General features: G+C 54.5%; 16 protein-coding genes. 6 read left to right on the top strand and 10 right to left on the bottom strand.

Features of this window, described 5'->3' with window-relative positions; all coding sequences use genetic code 11:
- Window positions 1–274: 274 nt before the first annotated feature.
- From yjiA to btsT, 3 genes are all read right to left on the bottom strand, one after another.
- Window positions 275–1,228, bottom strand: a complete 954-nt coding sequence (gene yjiA, locus U0026_RS19670) for a GTPase (RefSeq protein WP_062778602.1) — start codon at window positions 1,226–1,228, stop codon at window positions 275–277.
- A 10-nt stretch (window positions 1,229–1,238) separates the two neighbouring features.
- Window positions 1,239–1,442: a YbdD/YjiX family protein gene (locus U0026_RS19665; RefSeq protein WP_062778604.1), complete on the bottom strand. Its 204-nt coding sequence runs from the start codon at window positions 1,440–1,442 to the stop codon at window positions 1,239–1,241.
- A gap of 108 nt (window positions 1,443–1,550) precedes the next feature.
- Window positions 1,551–3,701, bottom strand: coding sequence for a pyruvate/proton symporter BtsT (gene btsT / locus U0026_RS19660; protein WP_062778606.1), 2,151 nt, complete (start codon window positions 3,699–3,701; stop codon window positions 1,551–1,553).
- Between the two features lie 422 nt (window positions 3,702–4,123).
- Between btsT and U0026_RS19655 the strand changes: the two genes are divergently transcribed.
- The 3 genes from U0026_RS19655 to U0026_RS19645 are packed head-to-tail and all read left to right on the top strand — an operon-like array spanning window position 4,124 to window position 8,685.
- Entirely contained in the window at window positions 4,124–5,413 is a 1,290-nt protein-coding gene (locus tag U0026_RS19655; RefSeq protein WP_062778608.1) for an ABC transporter substrate-binding protein, read from the top strand.
- An 11-nt stretch (window positions 5,414–5,424) separates the two neighbouring features.
- On the top strand, window positions 5,425–6,507 hold the full coding sequence (locus U0026_RS19650) for a glycoside hydrolase family 88/105 protein (protein WP_062778610.1): 1,083 nt from the start codon (window positions 5,425–5,427) through the stop codon (window positions 6,505–6,507).
- Between the two features lie 15 nt (window positions 6,508–6,522).
- Window positions 6,523–8,685, top strand: a complete 2,163-nt coding sequence (locus tag U0026_RS19645; RefSeq protein WP_062778611.1) for a glycosyl hydrolase family 28 protein — start codon at window positions 6,523–6,525, stop codon at window positions 8,683–8,685.
- On the opposite strand, the gene U0026_RS19640 is transcribed toward U0026_RS19645, so the two are convergent.
- A complete protein-coding gene (locus U0026_RS19640; RefSeq protein WP_062778613.1) occupies window positions 8,682–9,599 on the bottom strand; it encodes a GntR family transcriptional regulator in 918 nt (305 codons plus the stop codon). The two genes, U0026_RS19645 and U0026_RS19640, sit on opposite strands and share 4 nt — an antisense overlap.
- A gap of 144 nt (window positions 9,600–9,743) precedes the next feature.
- Between U0026_RS19640 and U0026_RS19635 the strand changes: the two genes are divergently transcribed.
- From U0026_RS19635 to tsr, 3 genes are all read left to right on the top strand, one after another.
- Window positions 9,744–10,760 (top strand): zinc-binding alcohol dehydrogenase family protein, encoded by a 1,017-nt coding sequence (locus U0026_RS19635; RefSeq protein WP_062778614.1) that lies wholly within the window; start codon window positions 9,744–9,746, stop codon window positions 10,758–10,760.
- A 111-nt stretch (window positions 10,761–10,871) separates the two neighbouring features.
- Window positions 10,872–11,882 (top strand): Ldh family oxidoreductase, encoded by a 1,011-nt coding sequence (locus tag U0026_RS19630; protein ID WP_062778616.1) that lies wholly within the window; start codon window positions 10,872–10,874, stop codon window positions 11,880–11,882.
- 199 nt (window positions 11,883–12,081) lie between these two features.
- Window positions 12,082–13,746 (top strand): methyl-accepting chemotaxis protein, encoded by a 1,665-nt coding sequence (gene tsr / locus U0026_RS19625; RefSeq protein WP_062778618.1) that lies wholly within the window; start codon window positions 12,082–12,084, stop codon window positions 13,744–13,746.
- 90 nt (window positions 13,747–13,836) lie between these two features.
- On the opposite strand, the gene opgB is transcribed toward tsr, so the two are convergent.
- From opgB to U0026_RS19595, 6 genes are all read right to left on the bottom strand, one after another.
- On the bottom strand, window positions 13,837–16,131 hold the full coding sequence (gene opgB, locus U0026_RS19620) for a phosphatidylglycerol--membrane-oligosaccharide glycerophosphotransferase (RefSeq protein ID WP_062778620.1): 2,295 nt from the start codon (window positions 16,129–16,131) through the stop codon (window positions 13,837–13,839).
- Between the two features lie 195 nt (window positions 16,132–16,326).
- The gene (locus tag U0026_RS19615; protein ID WP_062778621.1) at window positions 16,327–16,818 is read right to left on the bottom strand and encodes a YjjA family protein; all 492 of its coding nucleotides are present in this window, start codon (window positions 16,816–16,818) and stop codon (window positions 16,327–16,329) included.
- 68 nt (window positions 16,819–16,886) lie between these two features.
- Window positions 16,887–17,624: a DNA replication protein DnaC gene (gene dnaC, locus U0026_RS19610; RefSeq protein WP_062778623.1), complete on the bottom strand. Its 738-nt coding sequence runs from the start codon at window positions 17,622–17,624 to the stop codon at window positions 16,887–16,889.
- 2 nt (window positions 17,625–17,626) lie between these two features.
- Entirely contained in the window at window positions 17,627–18,166 is a 540-nt protein-coding gene (gene dnaT / locus U0026_RS19605; RefSeq protein ID WP_062778625.1) for a primosomal protein DnaT, read from the bottom strand.
- Window positions 18,167–18,282: 116 nt separating this feature from the next.
- A complete protein-coding gene (locus U0026_RS19600; RefSeq protein WP_062778626.1) occupies window positions 18,283–18,756 on the bottom strand; it encodes a threonine/serine exporter in 474 nt (157 codons plus the stop codon).
- Complete coding sequence (locus U0026_RS19595) at window positions 18,747–19,523, bottom strand: threonine/serine exporter family protein (RefSeq protein WP_062778628.1); 777 nt, start codon at window positions 19,521–19,523, stop codon at window positions 18,747–18,749. Before U0026_RS19595 ends, U0026_RS19600 begins: the two co-directional genes overlap by 10 nt.
- Between the last annotated feature and the right edge of the window lie 50 nt (window positions 19,524–19,573).

Here is a 19,573-nt window from a genome sequence, read left to right as displayed (position 1 = left end):
GACCGATGTCGATTTTTAATACTGATAATGTAATCGTCATGGTCTTTTTTTGTTGCTTTGGTGTTTGTTTTTACCAGCGTCAACGATTAGCGTTTTGATGTTTAGCGTCCGTTTAGTTTTTGGCTAAACGGACCTTGAACAGAGTGGGGGATATTGGTTGGCAATGAATTAATTGCCTTTCTAATAATTTCCAAAAGCACTCCAATTGTCATGAATAAAAATGAGAATTTACATTTCTACGCATTTAATTACCCCTTCCTGGCCGGGCTACGGGTTATTTTTTCAGGCTGGCAAATGCCGCGCGAATTTCCTCTTCCGGCAGGGCCAAACCAATAAAGACCATCGTGCTGTGCGGCGTTTCATCGCCCCAGGGCCTATCCCAATCCGCGCTATACAGTCGCTGGACGCCCTGAAACAGCAGGCGATTCGGCTCACCGTCAATCCACAGCATCCCTTTGTAGCGCAGCAGTTTGTCGGCGAAATCCAGCAGTAAGTTTTCCATCACACGAGACACGTCGCTGATATCCACCGGGTAACCCAGCTCGACCACAATGGACGACACGTCGTTTTGTTTGTCGGCCATAAAGTGGAAGCGAGGTTTCGAGGTGACGTTCTCTTCCAGCATAAAACCGTTGGTGTTAAATAGCTGAGAGAGGTCGATATCGCCGTGGATAACCGTGTAAATCGGCGCGCGGGCGTTGATGCGTGTTAGACGTTCGCGCAGTTTTTCTGTGTCGCTAGCCACGTCGGTTTTGGTCAACAGAATGCGGTCGGCGTAGCCCACCTGCGACTGGGCAATGGTGAACTGGTTCATCTGGTCGTCGGCGTGTACCGCGTCAACCAGCGCAATCACGCCGTCCAGCAGATAGCGTTCACACAGTATCTCGTGGGAGAAAAAGGTCTGGATGATCGGGCCGGGGTCGGCCATGCCGGTGCATTCAATCACCAGGCGGTCGAAGTGTATGGTGCCGTTATCACGGTTGTCGAGCAGGTCGAGCAGTGCGTCTTCGAGCTCATTAGAGCGGGTGCAGCAGATGCAGCCGTTGGTCAGGGTTTTTATCTGGGTGGCTCGGTCACCAATCAGCTGATCGTCAACGGAAACTTCGCCGAACTCGTTTTCAATCACGGCAATTTTGAAGCCGTGCTGTTCGTTAAGAATATGGCGCAGGAGGGTGGTTTTTCCCGCGCCGAGGAAACCGGTCAGTAAGGTAACTGCAATCGGGGTCATGTTGTCTCCTTTAGCAGCAGCGAATGCCGCCTTTTCCATCGCCGCCATAACGTGCCTGCTGGCGTTCGCGGAAGAACTCTTCATAGGTCATGTACGGCTTATCCGGATGGTTGGTCTGCATATGCAGGACGTAGTTATCGTAATCCGGAATGCCAATCAGCATTTTCGCTGCCTGACCGAGATATTTTTTTGCCTGTCCTAAGTTACCAAACATAGACCATCCTGATAAGACAAAGCCCGAAGAGGTTATCTCTATCGGGCTTGGGAACACGTTTTCCCTCACCCCAGCCCTCTCCCGGAGGGAGAGGGCGGATTGGGCGGGTTAGTGGTGTGAAGAGGTCTTCACACCGCCTTCCGGTACCGGCACATACGGTGTTTCTTTGTCGGTACGTTTATCGCTATTGCGCACCTGCATCCAGGTTTTGAAGCCGTAGAAGATGATGCTGTACACCACCACCAGGAACAGAATACTCAGGCCTGCGTTGGTGTAGTTGTTGATAACGATATGGTTCATGTTAGCGACCTGCTGAGCGGTCAACTCACCACCGGCAGCAATCTTCTCTTTGTACTGGCCCGCCATGTAGAAGAAGCCTTCCATCTGCGGGTTAGTGCTGAACAATTTCAGGCCCAGCGCCCAGGTGGTGCAGATAAGCAGCCATACCGCTGGAATCGTGGTGACCCAGATGTATTTGGAGCGTTTCATCTTAATCAACACAACTGTACCCAGAACCAGCGCTACTGCCGCCAGCATCTGGTTAGAAATACCGAACAGCGGCCACAGGCTCTTCACGCCGCCCAGCGGGTCGACCACGCCTTGATACAGCAGGTAACCCCAAAGACCCACACAACCCGCGGTAGCAACAATACCCGCCACCAGAGAGTCGGTTTTCTTCAGGAACGGCACGAAGTTACCCAGCAAATCCTGCAGCATAAAGCGACCGGCACGGGTACCCGCGTCCAGTGCGGTAAGGATAAACAGCGCTTCAAACAGAATACCGAAGTGATACCAGAAGCCCATATCGGCCATCGGCAGGACTTTGTGGAACACGTGTGCGATACCCACAGCCAGCGTTGGTGCGCCGCCTGCGCGGTTCAGAACCGACGGTTCGCCGATATCTTTCGCCGTTTGTAGGATTTGCTCAGGGGTAATGACGAAGCCCCAGGAGCTGACGGTTGCTGCCGCATGTACGGTGACATCTTTCAACTGTGCCGCAATCATCGCCGCGTTCTCACCGCCCATTTCATGCAGGTTTGGCATGGTAATGCCAAGGCCCGCTGGCGGGGTGTTCATCGCGAAGTACAAACCTGGCTCGATAATGGAAGCTGCGACCAGCGCCATAATCGCCACGAAGGATTCCATCAGCATTGCACCGTAACCGATCAAGCGAGCGTCGTTCTCGTTTGCCAGCAGTTTCGGTGTAGTACCGGAGGAGATCAGCGCATGGAAGCCAGAGACGGCGCCACACGCGATGGTGATAAACAGGAACGGGAACATCGCGCCTTTCCACAGCGGGCCGGTACCGTCGATGTACTGGGTCACTGCAGGCATTTTCAGATCAGGGTTTAGGATAACAATACCCAGCGCCAGGCCGACGATCACGCCAATTTTCAGGAAGGTGGCGAGGTAGTCACGCGGGGCCAGAATCAGCCACACCGGCAGCAGCGCGGAGATAAAGGCGTAGCCAATCAGCGCGAAGGTGATGGTGGTGTCTTTAAAGGTCAGCGCCGGACCCCAGTACGGGTCGTGAGCAATCACGCCGCCGAAGTAAATGGAGGCCACCAGCAGGATAATCCCCATGATCGACACTTCACCCACGCGACCCGGGCGGATAAAGCGCATGTAGATACCCATAAACAGCGCAATCGGCACGGTCGAGCAGACGGTGAACACGCCCCACGGGCTTTCCGCCAGCGCTTTCACCACGATTAACGCCAGCACCGCCAGGATGATAATCATAATCAGGAAGCAGCCGAACAGGGCGATAGAACCCGGTACACGGCCCATCTCTTCTTTGACCATTTCACCCAGCGACGAACCGTTACGGCGCGTGGAGATAAACAGCACCATAAAGTCCTGCACTGCACCCGCGAGCACCACGCCCGCCAGCAGCCACAGGGTTCCCGGCAGGTAGCCCATCTGTGCGGCCAGAACCGGGCCGACCAGCGGACCGGCACCGGCGATAGCGGCGAAGTGGTGGCCGAACAGCACGTAGCGGTTGGTCGGCACGTAGTTCAGGCCGTCGTTATTAATGACCGCTGGCGTCGCACGCGTCGGGTCAAGTTTCATCACCTTCTGGGCGATGTAGAGGCTGTAGTAGCGATACGCCACCAGATAAACAGAAACCGACGCCACGACGATCCACAGGGCACTGACGTGCTCACCGCGGCGCAGGGCGACGACCGAAAGGCAAAACGCACCGATGATTCCGAGAATCACCCAGGGTATGTGCTTGAATAGCTTTTTAGTATCCATAGTAAAACCTGGCTATTTAGGATGAATTTTCAGCCGAAGCTGCCGTTATTGAATTTGTTTTGAGGAGGTATTGATGGTGATGCTGACGACAAGTTTGCCAGCAGACGCGCGTGTAAAGTTGGGTAAGTGGGTGAGCGGTTGAAACTGAGGGCTAAGCGGTTACGTGCGAAGGTAAGCGGTTGGACAAGCTCTGAGCGCCAGAGAAATATGTGATTGAGATCGCAAGTTTTTTTCCCCGACCCGCCGAACTACAATCTTCTTCGTATGATTAAAAACCAATAAAAAACACTATTGTCACTAATTGATCACAACTCCGGTTGATGACCCACCCCATGCCGCGCCTTTTTTCCGACTATTTGACTCACCTCTGGACGGTGAGCGACGTCGGCCGCCGACCTGTCTTTATAAAAAGGATTAACACAATGAAAAATGTGCGGATAAAAGCCATATGTTGCGTTTTGGGCCTGGGAATGTTGTGTCCGGCGATAAGCTATTCAGCCACTGAATTACGTATGTCGTGGTGGGGCGGTAACCAGCGTCATCAGGCAACCACCGAGGCGATAAAAGCCTTTGAAGCGCAAAACCCTGACGTCAAAATCAATACTGAGCCCAGCGGCTGGGATGGTTATCTCTCACGCCTAAGTACTCAACTGGCGGGCAATACCGAGCCGGATGTGATGCAAATTAACTGGAACTGGCTGGTGATGTTTTCTAAAAACGGTGACGGTTTCTATGATATCAACCGCCAGGCGGGCGTTATCGATCTCAGTCAGTTCTCCCGTCAGGGTATGCAACTGGTCACGGTGAATGGCAAACTTAACGGCGTGCCGGTCGCCATGACCGGGCGGTCGATGTACTACAACCCGGTGCTGTGGAAAAAAGCTGGCGTGGCGTACCCGCAAACCTGGGAGCAGATGATCGCCGCAGGGCCGGTGTTTAAAAAAACGCTTGGCGATGATTATTACCCGTTTATCCTCGCCAACCATGACACCACCATCATGACGTTTCTGAACTCCTACATGGTGCAGAAATACAATATCCCAATGATTGACCCGCAGAAAAAGACCTTCAACTACAGCCGCGAGCAGTGGCTCGACTATTTCGGCATGTACAAAAAACTGGTGGATAACCACGTTATTCCGTCGATGAAATACCTGTCGTCATTCGGCAAAGCCAACGCCTGGGAAATTAAACCGTGGCTCGACGGCAAGATTGGCGGCGTTCACACCTGGAGTACCGACGGCACGTTTGCCGGAAGCCTGCGTGCCCCTGCCCATCTGGAAGTGGGACCGTATCCGATGCTCCCCGGCGCGACCGATGCCGGTATTTTCTTTAAACCGTCGATGATGTTCTCCATTGGTAAGAACAGCCGTCACCCGGAGCTGGCGGCTAAGCTGATTAACTTCCTGCTGAACGACCCGCAGGGCGTGAAGGCCATGGGCTTACAGCGCGGCGTGCCGCTGAGCGCGGAGGCGGTGAAAGTGCTGCAACAAGACGGCGTGCTGGATAGCAGCCAGATTCAGGTGCAGGGGCTGGCGCAGGTTGAAAAGCTGGCGGGCAGCATTGAGCCGTCGCCGTGGTTCGAAAATCCTCAGCTACTGTCGTATTTTCTCGACGCGGTACAGCGCTACGACTACGGGCAACTGACCCTCGAACAGCTGGCCGATGAATTCCCGCAGCGCGCACAGCGTGTACTGAAAAAGATCATGTGAATGAGGTGGTTATGTCGCAATTATTAAAAGAGACCATTTTAAGCAAGCTGGATACGCTGTTTAATGAAGTGATTGTGGTGCGCACTAACGACGCCGAGCTTAAAAAACAGAAGGTTATCGCTTCCGACCTGTCGATTGAAAACTGGGACTGGTCGCAGGGCGTGGGGATTTACGGCATCTGGCGTTTGTACCAGATTACCCGCGAACCCCGCTATCTGGCATACCTGAACGGCTGGTTTGCCCGTCGGCAGGCGGAAGGGCTACCGGAGAAGAATATTAACCGCATGGCGCCCATGCTGACCGCAACCTGTATGGCCGCCGAACTGGGCGAAACGGGCTGGCTGGCGGATATCGCCGAGTATGCTGACTGGATCGACAAGCGGCTGCTGCGCACTCAGGAAAACGGCTTTACCCACTGCACCAGCGACCATCTGAATGAAGAACAACTGTGGGTCGACACGCTGTTTATGAGCGGTCTGTTCCACGCCAAAGCCTCGCAACTGCTGGGCCAGCCGCAGTACATGGATGATGTGGCGTATCAATTTTTACTGCACATCAAATACCTCGTCGACCGCCGCAGCGGGCTGTGGATGCACGGCTGGAGCTTTATCGATCGCAATAACTACGGTGCAGCGCTGTGGGGACGCGGCAACGGCTGGGCGGCAGTAGGCAGCGTTGATTTTCTCGAGATGGCGACTCAGGAGACGGCAAATAGCCGTTTTATCCGCGAGGCGTTTATTCGTCAAATGCAGGCGGCGGTGCATTACCAGCACAGCAACGGTATGTGGTCGACCCTGATTGATCACCCAGAAAGCTATCAGGAAGCATCGGGAACCGCTGGGCTGACCTACGCGCTGTTAAAAGGCGCGCGTCTTGGCCTGTTGGATGACCGCTGTCGGGATGCTGGCTGGGCGGGCGTGCAGGCGCTGATTGCGCGTATTAGTGAACAAGGGGAAGTGGCGGATGTGTCGGCAGGAACGTCGGTAGGGCGGGATCTTCAGCACTATCTGGACATTCGCGTTCGTCAGCGCGCCTACGGGCAGTCGCTGGCCATGTTGGCATTAGGGGAAGCGCTTGCCCATTTGAACTCGTAACTTAAGGACAAGGTCATGACAACAAACCCCAGCGTAATGCTGAGCGTGGAGGAAGAGAAAAAAATCCTGGCACGGATCAGTGACCCACTGTTCCCGGCGCGTGACGTTAACGTGCGGGACTGCGGCGCGGTTGGCGATGGTACAACGCTGGATACCGACGCTATCCAGCGGGCGATTAGAAAGGCCCATGCGCTGGGCGGTGGCCGGGTGGTGATCCCTTCCGGCCGTTTCCTGACCGGTTCGCTAGAACTGCTCAGTCACGTCAATTTGTATCTGGAAAACCGCGACAGCGTGCTGTTGTTCACCACCGACACCAGCGAAGCGCACTATCCTCTGGCCTTCGGTCACTGGGAGTGTTCGCCGCTGTGGAACTACCGGGCGCTCATCTATGCGCATCGTGCGGACAATATCGCCCTGACCGGCAGCGGCGTGCTGGACGGTCAAGCCAGCGAAAGCGTCTGGTGGCACTGGACGCATCAGATTGAACACGCCTGGTCGACCCATGCTCAAAACCTACAGCGGGCGGGTAGCCTGCGACTTCGTGAGATGAACCAAAGCGGTGTGCCAGTAGCCGAGCGCCGTTTTGGCGATGGCTTCTATCTGCGGCCGATGTTTATCCAGACGCTACACTGCCAGAATGTATTGCTGGAGGGGGTGACGCTGCGCAATTCACCGATGTGGCAAGTGAACCCGGTGATGTGTCGCAATGTTACCGTTCGGCGCATGACGCTGCGTTCCCACGGCCATAACAATGACGGTGTCGACCCGGAAAGCTGCTGCGATGTGCTGATTGAAGATAACCTGTTCGACTCCGGCGATGACTGCATCGCCATTAAGTCCGGGCGCGATCGCGATGGGCGCGAGGCGAATATTCCGTGTGAAAACATTATTATCCGCAATAACCGTTTTGCCGACGGCCACGGCGGCATTGCGCTGGGCAGCGAAATGAGCGGTGGGATCCGTAACGTGTTCGCCGCCGGTAATGAGTTCGACAGCCCGGCGCTAACCTATCCGCTGCGCCTGAAGGCCAACGCCTTGCGCGGTGGAATCATCGAAAACGTCTGGCTGCGTCACTCGCGGGTGAAACGGGTACGTGATGCGGTGGCCCACGCCACCATGAACTATGCCGAGGGGATATACGGCGACCATCTGCCACGTTTTCGCAATATCGTCATTGAAGATCTGGAAGCCAGCGGTGGTGAGTACGGCCTGTTTATTGAAGGGCTGCCGCAGTCGCCAATTGATGGGCTGGTGCTGAAAGATATTCGCATCACCGACGTAGAAAACCCGCTGCATGCCGCCCACTGGGGCAGCGGCGTACAGATGGAAAACGTCACCATCAACGGGCTGGCCTACCCGCGCCCGGTACAGCTGTTTATTCGCGGGCTACCGCAGGCGGGTGATTATCTGCGGGCCTCGGCACAGCTGCCCGGTAACGATGACGCCGAGCTGCACTATTGCTGGTGGCTTGGCAAAACGGCGGATGGCCCGATGGCGGCACTGGCAGAAGGGGATATTCTGGCGCTAACGCCAACGATGGCCGGGCGCTTTGTTCGCTGCCAGGTGAAGTACGGCGATATGCAGCTGGTGAGTAAAGCCTGGCAAATCCAGCCGGAGGGCAGTATCCCACTAGAAAACGGCGAGTCGGTGAATGCCGGTATTCTGCGAGCTCGGGGGATTATCACAACTGAGAGCAGTGGTGAATGTATCACTCGCTTCGAGCTGGCGCAGATGGTGATTCGGCTGTGGGGGCTACAGTATCAACCCGCAAGCGGGCTGGCGATTGCCGACGTTCCGGCAGATTCGGTCTGGTATCCGGGAATTGATGCGCTGATCCGCCGCGGCATGATGGCGCTACAGCAGGGTAAATTCCTCCCTGACCGGCCAATTCGCCGTGAAGAGGCGGCGACGGTAGCGATGATGAGCTGCGGAGTCTCCTACCGTAATGCCTCCACCATGTTGGAATCGACCTTTACCGACGGACGTATTCTGCGTGATATCTATTTAACCAACGCCCAGCGGGCAGTCGCGTTCGGCTTTTTAAGCTGCGATGACGAAGGGCGTTTTCGTCCACGTCGCTATCTGCGCCGCCATGAAGCGCTGGAGATGATGCTCGCTATCAGCCATTTTGTTGGCGACCAGGACGTCCCCGGTCAGCGGGTGAATAAGTTGCGCTAAGTGGATAAGCGGCGAGCAGTCTGATCGATTGAACGGATCATTGACTGCTTCGCCGTCATCAAATGGTTGCGCAGCGCCATCGTGGCATCGAGATCGTTACGGCAGATCAGGGCGATCAAGATCATCATATGTTCATCAATCGCAATAATATTGCGCTGTTTCAGATCGCTTTCATCCCACTGATAATGGAAATGGAAAATAACCGAGATAATTTCCAGCGACTGGTTGAAAAATATATTATCAGCGGCTGACAGTATTAGCGTATGAAAATCACGGTCAAGCTGCGAGAAGGTTTTGACATTATCACCAATGCTGTCTCTTAATTGCCGGTGATATTCCAGCAGGGTTTTTGCTTGTAACCAGCGGGGGTCGCCATCGGGCAAACTTAAAAAACGTTGCAGAGCATGTAATTCTAACATTTCGCGTAATTCAAAAAGCTGCTCGGCATAGGGACGGTCGAACTCTTTCATCCGCCACAGTCCACGTTTCTCGCTGACGATCAGATTATAACGACCGAATTTTAGTAAATATTCTCTGGCGGCAACCGGGCTGACTCCGGCCATTTTTGCCAGCTGAATTTCACTCATCACTTCCCCGGCTTTAAGCTGTCGCTGATTAATCATTGAGAAAAATGCCTGCTCAAAGATCCGCGTCTGCTCTTCCAGCGGGGCTTCAGTACACTCGAAACCGTCCAGCATGTCGGGCTTGCGTATGATGATGTAATCACTGCCGATTTTTTCCAGCACGCCGCGCTGCTCAAGGTGTGAAAGCATATGCCTGACGGTAGTGCGGCTGATGTTATACATCTCTGCCAGCGCCGATTGTACCGGCAGCGGTGAGGGGATATGCCCCTTCGCAATACCCTCAATAATTTGGTTAACCACGCTACGACGTAAATTCTGCGAACGGCTCATTGCGCATCCTCCTGGTGATGATTAAAGACGAATTTAAAACATCTTTCTGCGCTGATATTCACAACAATGAATAACGCCGCTGCGAAAACGTCTGTTTATCGACAATAACAGAGTAACGAAAAATAAGATGCGGAGAAGGGAATAATGAAAGTATTAGTTTGTCAGCAGCCGGGTGAATTAACGTGGCAATCTCGGGATATTCCAAAACCACAACAAGATGAGGTGTTAATAAAAGTTAAAACGGTGGGGATTTGCGGAACCGATATTCATGCCTGGCGCGGTAAACAGCCTTTTTTCAGTTATCCGCGAGTGCTGGGGCATGAGATCTGCGGTGATATTGTGGCGTTGGGCCGCGGTGTCACATCGTGGTGCGTGGGCCAGCAGGTGGCGGTGATCCCGTATGTATCCTGCAATGATTGCGGCGCCTGCCGCAGTGGGCGAAGCAACTGCTGCGAAAATATCGCCGTAATTGGTGTACATCGTGACGGCGGTTTTAGTGAATACCTCAGTGTGCCGCAGCAAAATATCCTGCTTGCCGAGGGCATTGCGCCAGCCGCCGTGGCGCTGATTGAACCCTTCGCCATCAGTGCGCATGCGGTACGGCGGGCGGCGGTTCAAGCAGGGGATTCGGTACTGGTGGTGGGCGCGGGGCCGATTGGTCTGGGGGCGGCGGCGATAGCGAAAGCACAAGGGGCGCAGGTGATGGTTGCGGATACCAGCTTGCAACGGCGCGATCATGTGACTCTCCAGTTGGATCTGCCGACGCTCGATCCGCTAGCGTCGGGCTTCCACGATCAATTACGTGATGGCTTTAGCGGTCATTTACCGCAAACGGTGATCGACGCCACCGGCAGCCCGCAGTCAATGAATCAGGCGGTGGATCTGATCCGTCACGGCGGCAGTATCGTCTTTGTCGGATTGTTTAAAGGTGACTTACAGTTTTCAGACCCTGAATTCCATAAAAAAGAGACCACGCTAATGGGCAGCCGTAATGCGACGGCAGAGGACTTTGCTCGAGTCGGGGAACTGATGCAGCGCGGGCTGTTGCGAGCGGAGATGCTGCTGACTCACCGGTTGCGCTTTGAGGAGCTGGGTAGCACCTATGAGCGGGAGGTCATCAATAATCCACAGCTGATTAAAGGCGTGATAGAGTTCGGGTAGAACATGACGGGCGCGTATTCCTATAAATGTGATGTAAATCACTGCGTTAACCAAGTAAAACCCGCGCCTGTGTCTACGCTTTATACCTGCCCGACAATCTGGAGAAGAAGAATGACAACGATAAACATCGCGCTCAAGGATGCCTATGCGCTCGCCTTTGAGGTTCTGCGCTCGAATGGATTTTCCCAACCTCACGCCGACGCGATTGCGCGCAATGTAACGGCAGGTGAGCGCGACGGCTGTGCCTCGCATGGTTTGTGGCGTCTATTGGGGATTGTGGAGACGCTGCGCAAAGGCAAAGTGTCACCTGATGCGGAGCCGGTTATCGTTGACCAGGCACCGGCTATCGTCAAAGCGGATGCGCAGGGTGCGTACTCGCTGTGTGCTTACGAACAGGCGCTGCCGCTGCTGATTGAGAAAGCGCGTCACTGTGGTATCGCGGCGCTGGCGATTAATCATTGTGTGCATTTTTCTGCGCTATTTGCCGATGTGGAACCGTTGACTGATGTCGGGCTGGTGGGTTATGCCTGTACGCCAAGCCACGCCTGGGTAGCACCAGCGGGCGGTACTCAGCCACTGTTTGGTACAAACCCGATAGCCTTTGGCTGGCCGCGTGGTGATAAGCCGCCGTTTATTTTTGATATGGCGACCAGTGCCGCGGCGCGTGGTGAAATTCAGCTGCATCAGCGGGCGGGAAAATCGATTCCTGAAGGTTGGGGGATTGATAGCGACGGGCAGCCTACCACCGATCCACAGGCGGTGCTGGATGGGGCAATGCTGACGTTCGGCGGTCATAAAGGATCTGCGCTGGCAGCCATGGTTGAACTGTTCGCCGGGCCGCTGATTGGCGATATGACCAGCGCTGAATCACTGGCGTGGGATAACGGTGCGGGTGGCCTGCCGTATGGCGGCGAGCTGATTTTAGCGCTCGACCCGCAACGTTTCCTGGGCGGTGAGGCGGCTTCTCATCTGGCCCGCGCAGAGACGCTGTTTAGCGGAATGCAGGCGCAGGGGGCAAGGCTGCCTGGTGAGCGTCGTTATCAGGCGCGCGAGCAGAGTGAGAAGCTGGGGTTGGAGGTTTCTCGTCGCCTGTACGATGAGATTTGCGCGCTGCGTGGATAATCCTGAGTATTCCCGGCGGCGCTGCGCTTGGCCGGGCTACATCGAAATTGTAGACCGGGCGAGGCGTTTACGCCGACCCCCGGGAAAAGACGCACGCTGATGTAAAATCGTGCCATTCCCCGTATTAATAGTCACAATTTCTATAAAGTTTTTCTTTTTCCCGCCGAAAATTTGTTATTCGCCTGGAGGAAAGAGAAACATGTTAAACCGTCTTAAAATCGTCACCAGCCTCGTGCTGGTTTTGGTGTTATTTGGTCTGTTGCAGTTGGCATCGGGTGGTTTGTTCTTTAACTCACTCAAGCATGACAAAGAAAACTTCACCATCCTACAAACCGTACGTCAGCAGCAATCCGGTCTAAACGGCAGTTGGGTTGCACTGTTGCAAACCCGCAATACCCTAAACCGTGCGGGTATCCGCTACATGATGGATCAGAACAATATCGGCAGCGGTGCAACCGTGACCGAGCTGATGCAGATTGCCACTAAATCTCTGGCCGAAGCAGAAAAACGCTGGACTGAATACCAGGCAATGCCACGCGATCCGCGTCAAAGTGAAGCGGCGGCGCTGGAGATCCAGCGTAACTACGATATTTACCACGGCGCGTTGTCTGAACTGATCCAACTGCTCGGGGCAGGCAAGATCAACGACTTCTTCGACCAGCCAACCCAGGGCTATCAGGACGGCTTTGAGAAAGCTTACGTCAACTACCTGCAGCAAAATGACAGCCTGTACGATCTAGCAGTGAAAGACAGTAATAGCTCTTACACCCAGGCGATGTGGATCCTGTTTAGCGTCATGATCGCGGTACTGGCAGTGATCATCTTTGTCTGGCTGGGCGTGCGTAAAACGCTTATCGCACCACTGAATCGTTTAATCGACAGCATTCGCCACATTGCCGGTGGCGATCTGGTGAAACGCATTGATGTTGAAAGTCATAACGAAATGGGCGAGCTGGCTCATTCTCTGCGCCACATGCAGGGTGAACTCGCCCGCACGGTGGGGGAAGTGCGTCAGGGTGCCGATGCGATTTACAGCGGTGCGAGCGAAATTGCCATGGGCAATAACGACCTCTCTTCACGTACCGAGGAGCAGGCCGCTTCGCTTGAAGAGACTGCTGCCAGCATGGAAGAGCTGACCGCAACCGTGAAGCAGAACGCCGAAAACGCCCGCCAAGCCAGCCATCTGGCGCTCTCCGCGTCGGAAACCGCGCAGAAGGGCGGTAAAGTGGTGGATAACGTGGTGCAGACCATGCGTGACATCACCGCCAGTTCGCAGAAAATCGCCGACATTATTAGCGTGATTGACGGTATTGCCTTCCAGACCAATATTCTGGCGCTGAACGCCGCGGTGGAAGCTGCGCGTGCCGGTGAACAGGGGCGAGGCTTTGCGGTCGTGGCCGGTGAAGTACGTAACCTTGCCCAGCGCAGCGCCCAGGCAGCTCGCGAAATCAAAAGTCTGATTGAAGACTCGGTTAACCGCGTTGACCTCGGTTCTACGCTGGTGGAAAGCGCCGGTGAAACCATGGGTGAGATTGTTAATGCGGTGACCCGCGTGACCGATATCATGGGTGAAATCGCGTCGGCTTCTGATGAACAGAGCCGGGGCATTGACCAGGTTGGTCTGGCGGTGGCTGAAATGGATCGCGTGACCCAGCAGAACGCCTCGCTGGTGGAAGAATCTGCGGCGGCAGCGGCAGCGCTGGAAGAGCAGGCAAGCCGTCTGACTCAGGCCGTAGCGGTATTCCGTATTCAGCAAGGTCAGGCTAATGCTGAGCGTGAGTCAGTAAGCGCGGCTGCACCTGCGCCGGCAACGCTGCGTAAAGCGGCGGCTACCGATACTGGGGAAAACTGGGAAACCTTCTAATACCCGCGCGCCCTCTCCGGGCGCGTTCATCCCATTTTGACGCATATTCTGATGCATAGCCTGGCGTAACAGACGCCAGGCTATGAGTGATTAACCTTCCGAAGCCACAACCTTAATCTCGACCATCCCAATCCCCAGCTGACGCGGCGAATGACCCAGAATATTCCCCTCGTTAGTCGACTGCGGGTCAGGTGGCACAATCACCAACGTGCTGGCGTCTGACGGGTTATCAAAATGCAGCGTAGAGGTCGTGACATCATTGCCGAGCGTCAGTATCTGCTCGTTTTTGCCCACGCGTACCGGGATAGGCTTATTGGCATTCGCGCCATAGGCTTTAGCGGTGATCACCAGATCAAACTGTTTAGGAAGCGGATGCTGATACTCAATCTTCACCTGCTCGCCCAACTGCGCATTCGACCAGCGCCCCCACGACTCAGGACGTGAGATACCGCTGAAGCTTTTGACCTCTTCCGGCGCACCGGCGACGTTGAAGATGAAGCTGTCGGCTTTATAGCGGATATCGTTATCGACGGTTTTCAGTGAATTGACATTGCCGTTGTAGCGCACCATGTCGATAACCGTATCTTTAAACTCGGTTTTGCCGTCCCACTGCGCTTTATCAACCTGCTGCACTTTTTGTTCACCGCCAAGCTGGCCCTGTGAAACGCACCATTGGGTGGAAAGCGACAGCTCCGGCGACCATAGCTGCGCCATCTTGTAGCAGCGATCAATCCAGACGAAGTTATCGCGTGGGGCGAATTCTGCCAGCTGGAAACGCAGCGGGGCGGAGTATTCACTTTCAGGTAGCGGCTCCACGCGATTATCCGACACGCGCAGTAACAGCGGCAGACGGAAGTGGCTGCCGGAAAACGCAATCATGTTTTTCTGCGTGTCGATAGAGAACTTCTTGATCTCTTTCGGGAAGTTCCACAAACGTATGACGTCGGGCTTCCAGGCCAGCACTTTCTCTTTCATGTTGAGGAACACTTCAGAGAGCGATTGCCCGGACAGGCTGCTGCGACCCAGCCCGATGTAGTTATCGCCACCGAGCAGATCCAGCACCGTCGCGCCGTTATCCATGGTGCTGCGCTTCACGGCCAGTAAATCCTGCGCATCCGGTTTATCGCCACGGATCACAAAGAAGAGATTGCTGCGGTCCAGTTTATTGAGTTCATCCCAGGCGGTATTTTTCATCGCCAGATGGTCGGAAGAAACCACGATAATGGTGTCTTTAAACCACGGGGAGGCTTTTATCTTATTGATAAATTCGGCAATGTTTTCCTGGCTACAGGCTACCGCGCTAAACGACTGGTTCGCTTTGCCGTTGATGTCATAGCGCTTACGGTTACAGCTGCGCGAGATAAAGCCGTCCGGGTGGTGGGTGTCCACGGTTAAGGTGAACAGCGAGAAACGTTTACCTTCGCGAGAGAGTGTTTCGAATTTCTTCCAGGCCTCGTCGAGCACGGTATCGTCGTAGTAGCCCCAGTCGTTTTTGTAAGCGGGATCGGCGACGGTGGCTTTCAGTTCTTCCGCACCATACAGGTGATCGAAGCCGTGGGATTTCAGGAACACGTCTTTACCGGCAAAGCGCAGGTTAGCACCCTGCACAAAATAGTTCTGGTAGCCGGAGTTTTTCAGGATATCCCCAAGGCAGATATTCTGCGGGAAGAAGCTCGACAGTGACGCGGAGGCGTTCCCCTCAAACGGGGCAAACAGCGGGATGCCGCACTGAGAAGCAACCATGCCCGCGATAGTGTAATCGGTGCCCGGTAGCTGCGCGGTATGGCTAAAGTCTAGCCCTTCATTTTTCAGCGCCCCCAGTTCCGGCGCGAGGTTCGGGAAGGCCTGATCGTCAAAATAGGTGCGCTCAAGACTCTCGCCATAGATGTAGACGAGGTTGAGTTTGGGATTGGGGATCGTTTTCGACGGTTCTTTATAGTAGGCCGCAAAATCCGGATCGCCGTCTCGAGACTGCGATTTGACCAACTCGCTGATCTGGCGAAATGCCGGGCTGGCATCCACTGAGCCAACGGCAAGAATAAGCGCCAGCAGGCTGTAACCAAAGTGATGAGGATGATGACGACGTCGGCGTAGCAGCCAGCCCAGACCGCCAAATACGGCGATAAGCGCGACGACAATGCCAAGCCCAGGGAGAATATATTTGCCGATACCCGCGCCGGTCAGGCTATTGGTGAGGGTGTAGAGAACCGCATCGTTGATCCCATCGCCGGTGAAGTAGTCGCTGGCGTACAGGGTGATATTCAGGACTACAAACAGGCCCAGTACCGTTAGGGTGGCGGCAAACCACCATCTATTTCGCCCCGCCTTCCAGGCATAAATAGCAATGGAAGCCAGAAAGAGCGCGATGGATAACATCTCTGACACTACACGTCCTCAACAGTGCCAGACGCGCTGGCGGAACAGAAATTAACATCACAATGTAATTGTGCTGTCATCTGTCTGCAATTCTAACGTGGTGAAAGTGTGTTGTTGTTCAGAATTGGTTTAGAAATAACCGATATTTTGTGCGGGTTTCGACGACGAACGGATGATAGAGGCCCGTTCGTCGCAGGAAAGGCATCAGGAGAGGAAGTTAACGCCCTGTTTTAGCACCAGATCACAGGCTTTGGTTTTCACTTTTTTACCCAGTTCGGAGTTGCCCAGGCTATCGAGATCCAACTTCTGACCGTCTTTGGCGTTCAGCAAGCCTGCAATACCGTCCATATAACCGGTATCTTTTTTCTGTTCAGCCTGGGTGTTGAGGCCGAGTTTATCCAGCACCTGGTCTTTCACGTTGTTCACGTCAGTCACTGAAGCCAGTTTCTGCTTAGCGCAGTACTGCATGATGCCGGCTGCGTTGTTCATGGTGCTTGAGCTTAGGGATTGGCTGCCGCCGTTAAGCAGGCTGGTCAGTGAAGACAGAGAAGTTCCGCCGCTTTGGGAGGTACTGCTGCCGCCGGTAAGCTGACTTGCCGCGCTGCTCAGATCATTTAACGATACGGCACCTGCCGCCGTAGAAATAAATGCGCTAGCAATGATGGCGCGGCAAAGCATCGATTTTACTGATTTCATGGCTGTACTCGTGTGTGCTAGTAAAAGTTAACCTGATGAGTATACGCTTCTCATTCACCAGATTTATCTTAATACTCTTTCCCGGTAACGCGGCTGCGGTAGCTGTCCCAGTTAAAGATAACCCAAAGGCTGTTGCCCAGACGCATACGATCCATCACTCGTTCGCCCAGCATTTTATTCATCTCTTCGAGGTTACTGTTGGTTAGCATACCGGTCGGGCGCTTAGAGGAAGAACGGCGATCGACGATCTGGTTAATGATCACTTTTTCATAGCGCGATTCGGTTTGCATACCGATCTCATCGATCACCAACAGATCAACATTACTGAGATCGCTCAGCAGTTGTTCTTCACTGGTTTCCCGGTTGCCGAAGGTCTCTTTCATCGCTGACATAATGTCGGCAACGGTGATGATCAATACTGATTTCCCGCGCAGCAGCAGCTCGTTACAAATGGCGGCGGCGAGGTGATTTTTGCCGGTGCCCGGTTTGCCAGAAAAGATAAAGCTCGCGATGTTGCCGTCGAACTCGTCAACGTATTGACGGGCTTTCGACAGGGCGTTCATCTGGCCTTCATTTTCAACGCGGTAGTTATCAAACGAGCAGTTCTGGTGCAGTGGACGAATGCCGGAACGGTTAAAGGTGCGCTGCATCTTCATGGCGCGATTTTCACGCGCCAGCGCGGCGGCGCGTATTTCACCCTGTTCCTTTTGCCAGGCCAGCAGTTCTTCACCGGTTTTAAATGCCGGTTTGATGTGTGCTGGCATCATCTTCTGCAAGCGTTTCATTAATTCGCCAACGTCTTTCATGCTCAACCTCTGAAACCCGGTGGAATATGATTGTCAGGTTCACTGACCGTATTGATATCGCGGCGCGTCTGATTGCCGTTGTTTGCTCGGCCCATTTGTACGCTGCGCGCCAGCTTTTGCTGCCATTGGACGTGATGGAACACTTTCCCCTCCGCCTGCCAGTAGGCGACGAACGAGGCCAGTTCTTCCGGCGTCACCGGTTCGCTAAGGGCAATGCCCCACAGCGCAGAAAGGCGCAGAAATTCTGCATCTGGCTGCCAGCCCGCGTACATGGCAAATTTACCCATCGGTACTGAAATGGGGGCGGGGGCCGGTTCTTCAAAGAACTGTGCATCCAGCGTCACGTCGCTGCCAGGACGCGATAGCTTTTCTTCCAGTGCCAGTAGTTGCGCCAGTCGTTCTTGCGTAATGGCATAGAACGCGGGCTGATTATTGGCAAACACCGCGAGCGCCCCGCCCTGGGTTTGCGCAAGAATCGCCACGGGATCGGCGCTGAATGCGTCAATACCAATCACGTTAGGTGTTAAAATACGAGAAGACATAACACTATCTCAATACAGAAAAAACAACGGGAAGGATGCGGGGAAATCCGCACGAATACTGCACATAGTAGCACAAGGTTGAGTCAGGGCGGCACTCTCGTGTACCGCCCTTGATGTTAAACCCGCGGGCGCTTGCGATACAGCCACAGTCCTGGAATTGACAGGCCGACGGAGAGCGCGCCGACGATGGATGAGGCCTTAAGGAAGTTGCTCAGCAGTGTGATCATCATCTCTTCGGAATAACCAAAATGGCTGATTTTGACCGCAGATATCATTGCGGTGTAGGCGGAGATTCCGGGGAACATGGGGATAACTGCGGCCACGGTAAAAATTTTAGGATGCGCCAGATACCAGCGCGACCACTGAATACCGATGCTGCCGACTAACATCGCGGCCAGGAAAGTGGCCCACTCAATATTAAAGCCCGCCGTCATCATCACAAAGCGTGATGCGTGGCCAATGGCACCCAGCAACGCACACCAGGGCAGCGCGCGGTGCGGGACGTTAAACACCATCGCAAAGCCGACGGCCGGAATGGCCGATAGCACCATATCCTGTGCCAGCAGTAATAGAAAATCGATTATACCCATCCGCGCAGCCCCCATAAGGTCATGGCCATCACCACGCCGACGCAGGTCGCAAGCGTCAGGAGGCTGGCAATTGCCCAGCGCGCCAGACCGGTATTGATATGGCCTTTGAACATGTCGGCTACCGAGTTAATCAGCGGAAAGCCGGGAACCAATAGCAGTACGCTTGCCGCCATGGCGACGGTTGAGGTCTGCTGGAAAGCGGGAAGTTGCAGCATCAGACCGGAAACCGTGGTGGCAACGAAGGCCGTCAGGCCGAAGTTAATCTGCGGGTGCATTGAGCGATGGGTAAGCAACTGGCGGATATACATGGCGACAGTGCTGGCGCAGAGGGTGACAAATGCTCCGTCCCAGCCGCCGTTATTGAGCTTGCAGAAACAGGCGCAGGATAGCCCAACCATCAGCACCACCAACCAGCGAGGGTAGCGCAGGGGTTTAATGTGCGTGAAGCGCTTCTCAACATCTTTATGATCCAACAACTTATGCTCGGTCATAATGACGATGTGCTGAACTTCAGTCACCATGTGCATGTTAATGCCGCGATCGCTATTTTTACGCGTCGAGGTGAGACACTGCCCGTCTTTAATCGTGGTGAGCACAATGGCGTTGGACGAGATGGCACTTTCGACGCTGTCCATGCCTAGCGCAAGGCCAAGCCGCGTGGATAACTCTTCTACCAGCGCACTTTCCGCTCCGTGTTGTAACAGGAAAATTCCGCACTGAATACAGAGCCGCGTAATGATGCGCTGTTCTGACTGATCGATTTCCATTAATGATCCTGATACCGAGAACGCCTGTGTATCACCTACTTGTACCCGAA

This window comes from Kluyvera intermedia (genome assembly GCF_034424175.1).
GTDB classification, from domain to species: Bacteria; Pseudomonadota; Gammaproteobacteria; order Enterobacterales; family Enterobacteriaceae; genus Kluyvera; species Kluyvera intermedia.
This window is presented reverse-complemented; position numbering and strand designations above follow the sequence as displayed.

What these genes read in the sequence shown, in the direction of transcription:
- yjiA (WP_062778602.1), bottom strand. Translation starts at nt 1,228, where the DNA reads ATGACCCCGATTGCAGTTACCTTACTGACCGGTTTCCTCGGCGCGGGA.
- U0026_RS19665 (WP_062778604.1), bottom strand. Translation starts at nt 1,442, where the DNA reads ATGTTTGGTAACTTAGGACAGGCAAAAAAATATCTCGGTCAGGCAGCG.
- btsT (WP_062778606.1), bottom strand. Translation starts at nt 3,701, where the DNA reads ATGGATACTAAAAAGCTATTCAAGCACATACCCTGGGTGATTCTCGGA.
- U0026_RS19655 (WP_062778608.1), top strand. Translation starts at nt 4,124, where the DNA reads ATGAAAAATGTGCGGATAAAAGCCATATGTTGCGTTTTGGGCCTGGGA.
- U0026_RS19650 (WP_062778610.1), top strand. Translation starts at nt 5,425, where the DNA reads ATGTCGCAATTATTAAAAGAGACCATTTTAAGCAAGCTGGATACGCTG.
- U0026_RS19645 (WP_062778611.1), top strand. Translation starts at nt 6,523, where the DNA reads ATGACAACAAACCCCAGCGTAATGCTGAGCGTGGAGGAAGAGAAAAAA.
- U0026_RS19640 (WP_062778613.1), bottom strand. Translation starts at nt 9,599, where the DNA reads ATGAGCCGTTCGCAGAATTTACGTCGTAGCGTGGTTAACCAAATTATT.
- U0026_RS19635 (WP_062778614.1), top strand. Translation starts at nt 9,744, where the DNA reads ATGAAAGTATTAGTTTGTCAGCAGCCGGGTGAATTAACGTGGCAATCT.
- U0026_RS19630 (WP_062778616.1), top strand. Translation starts at nt 10,872, where the DNA reads ATGACAACGATAAACATCGCGCTCAAGGATGCCTATGCGCTCGCCTTT.
- tsr (WP_062778618.1), top strand. Translation starts at nt 12,082, where the DNA reads ATGTTAAACCGTCTTAAAATCGTCACCAGCCTCGTGCTGGTTTTGGTG.
- U0026_RS19615 (WP_062778621.1), bottom strand. Translation starts at nt 16,818, where the DNA reads ATGAAATCAGTAAAATCGATGCTTTGCCGCGCCATCATTGCTAGCGCA.
- dnaC (WP_062778623.1), bottom strand. Translation starts at nt 17,624, where the DNA reads ATGAAAGACGTTGGCGAATTAATGAAACGCTTGCAGAAGATGATGCCA.
- dnaT (WP_062778625.1), bottom strand. Translation starts at nt 18,166, where the DNA reads ATGTCTTCTCGTATTTTAACACCTAACGTGATTGGTATTGACGCATTC.
- U0026_RS19600 (WP_062778626.1), bottom strand. Translation starts at nt 18,756, where the DNA reads ATGGGTATAATCGATTTTCTATTACTGCTGGCACAGGATATGGTGCTA.
- U0026_RS19595 (WP_062778628.1), bottom strand. Translation starts at nt 19,523, where the DNA reads ATGGAAATCGATCAGTCAGAACAGCGCATCATTACGCGGCTCTGTATT.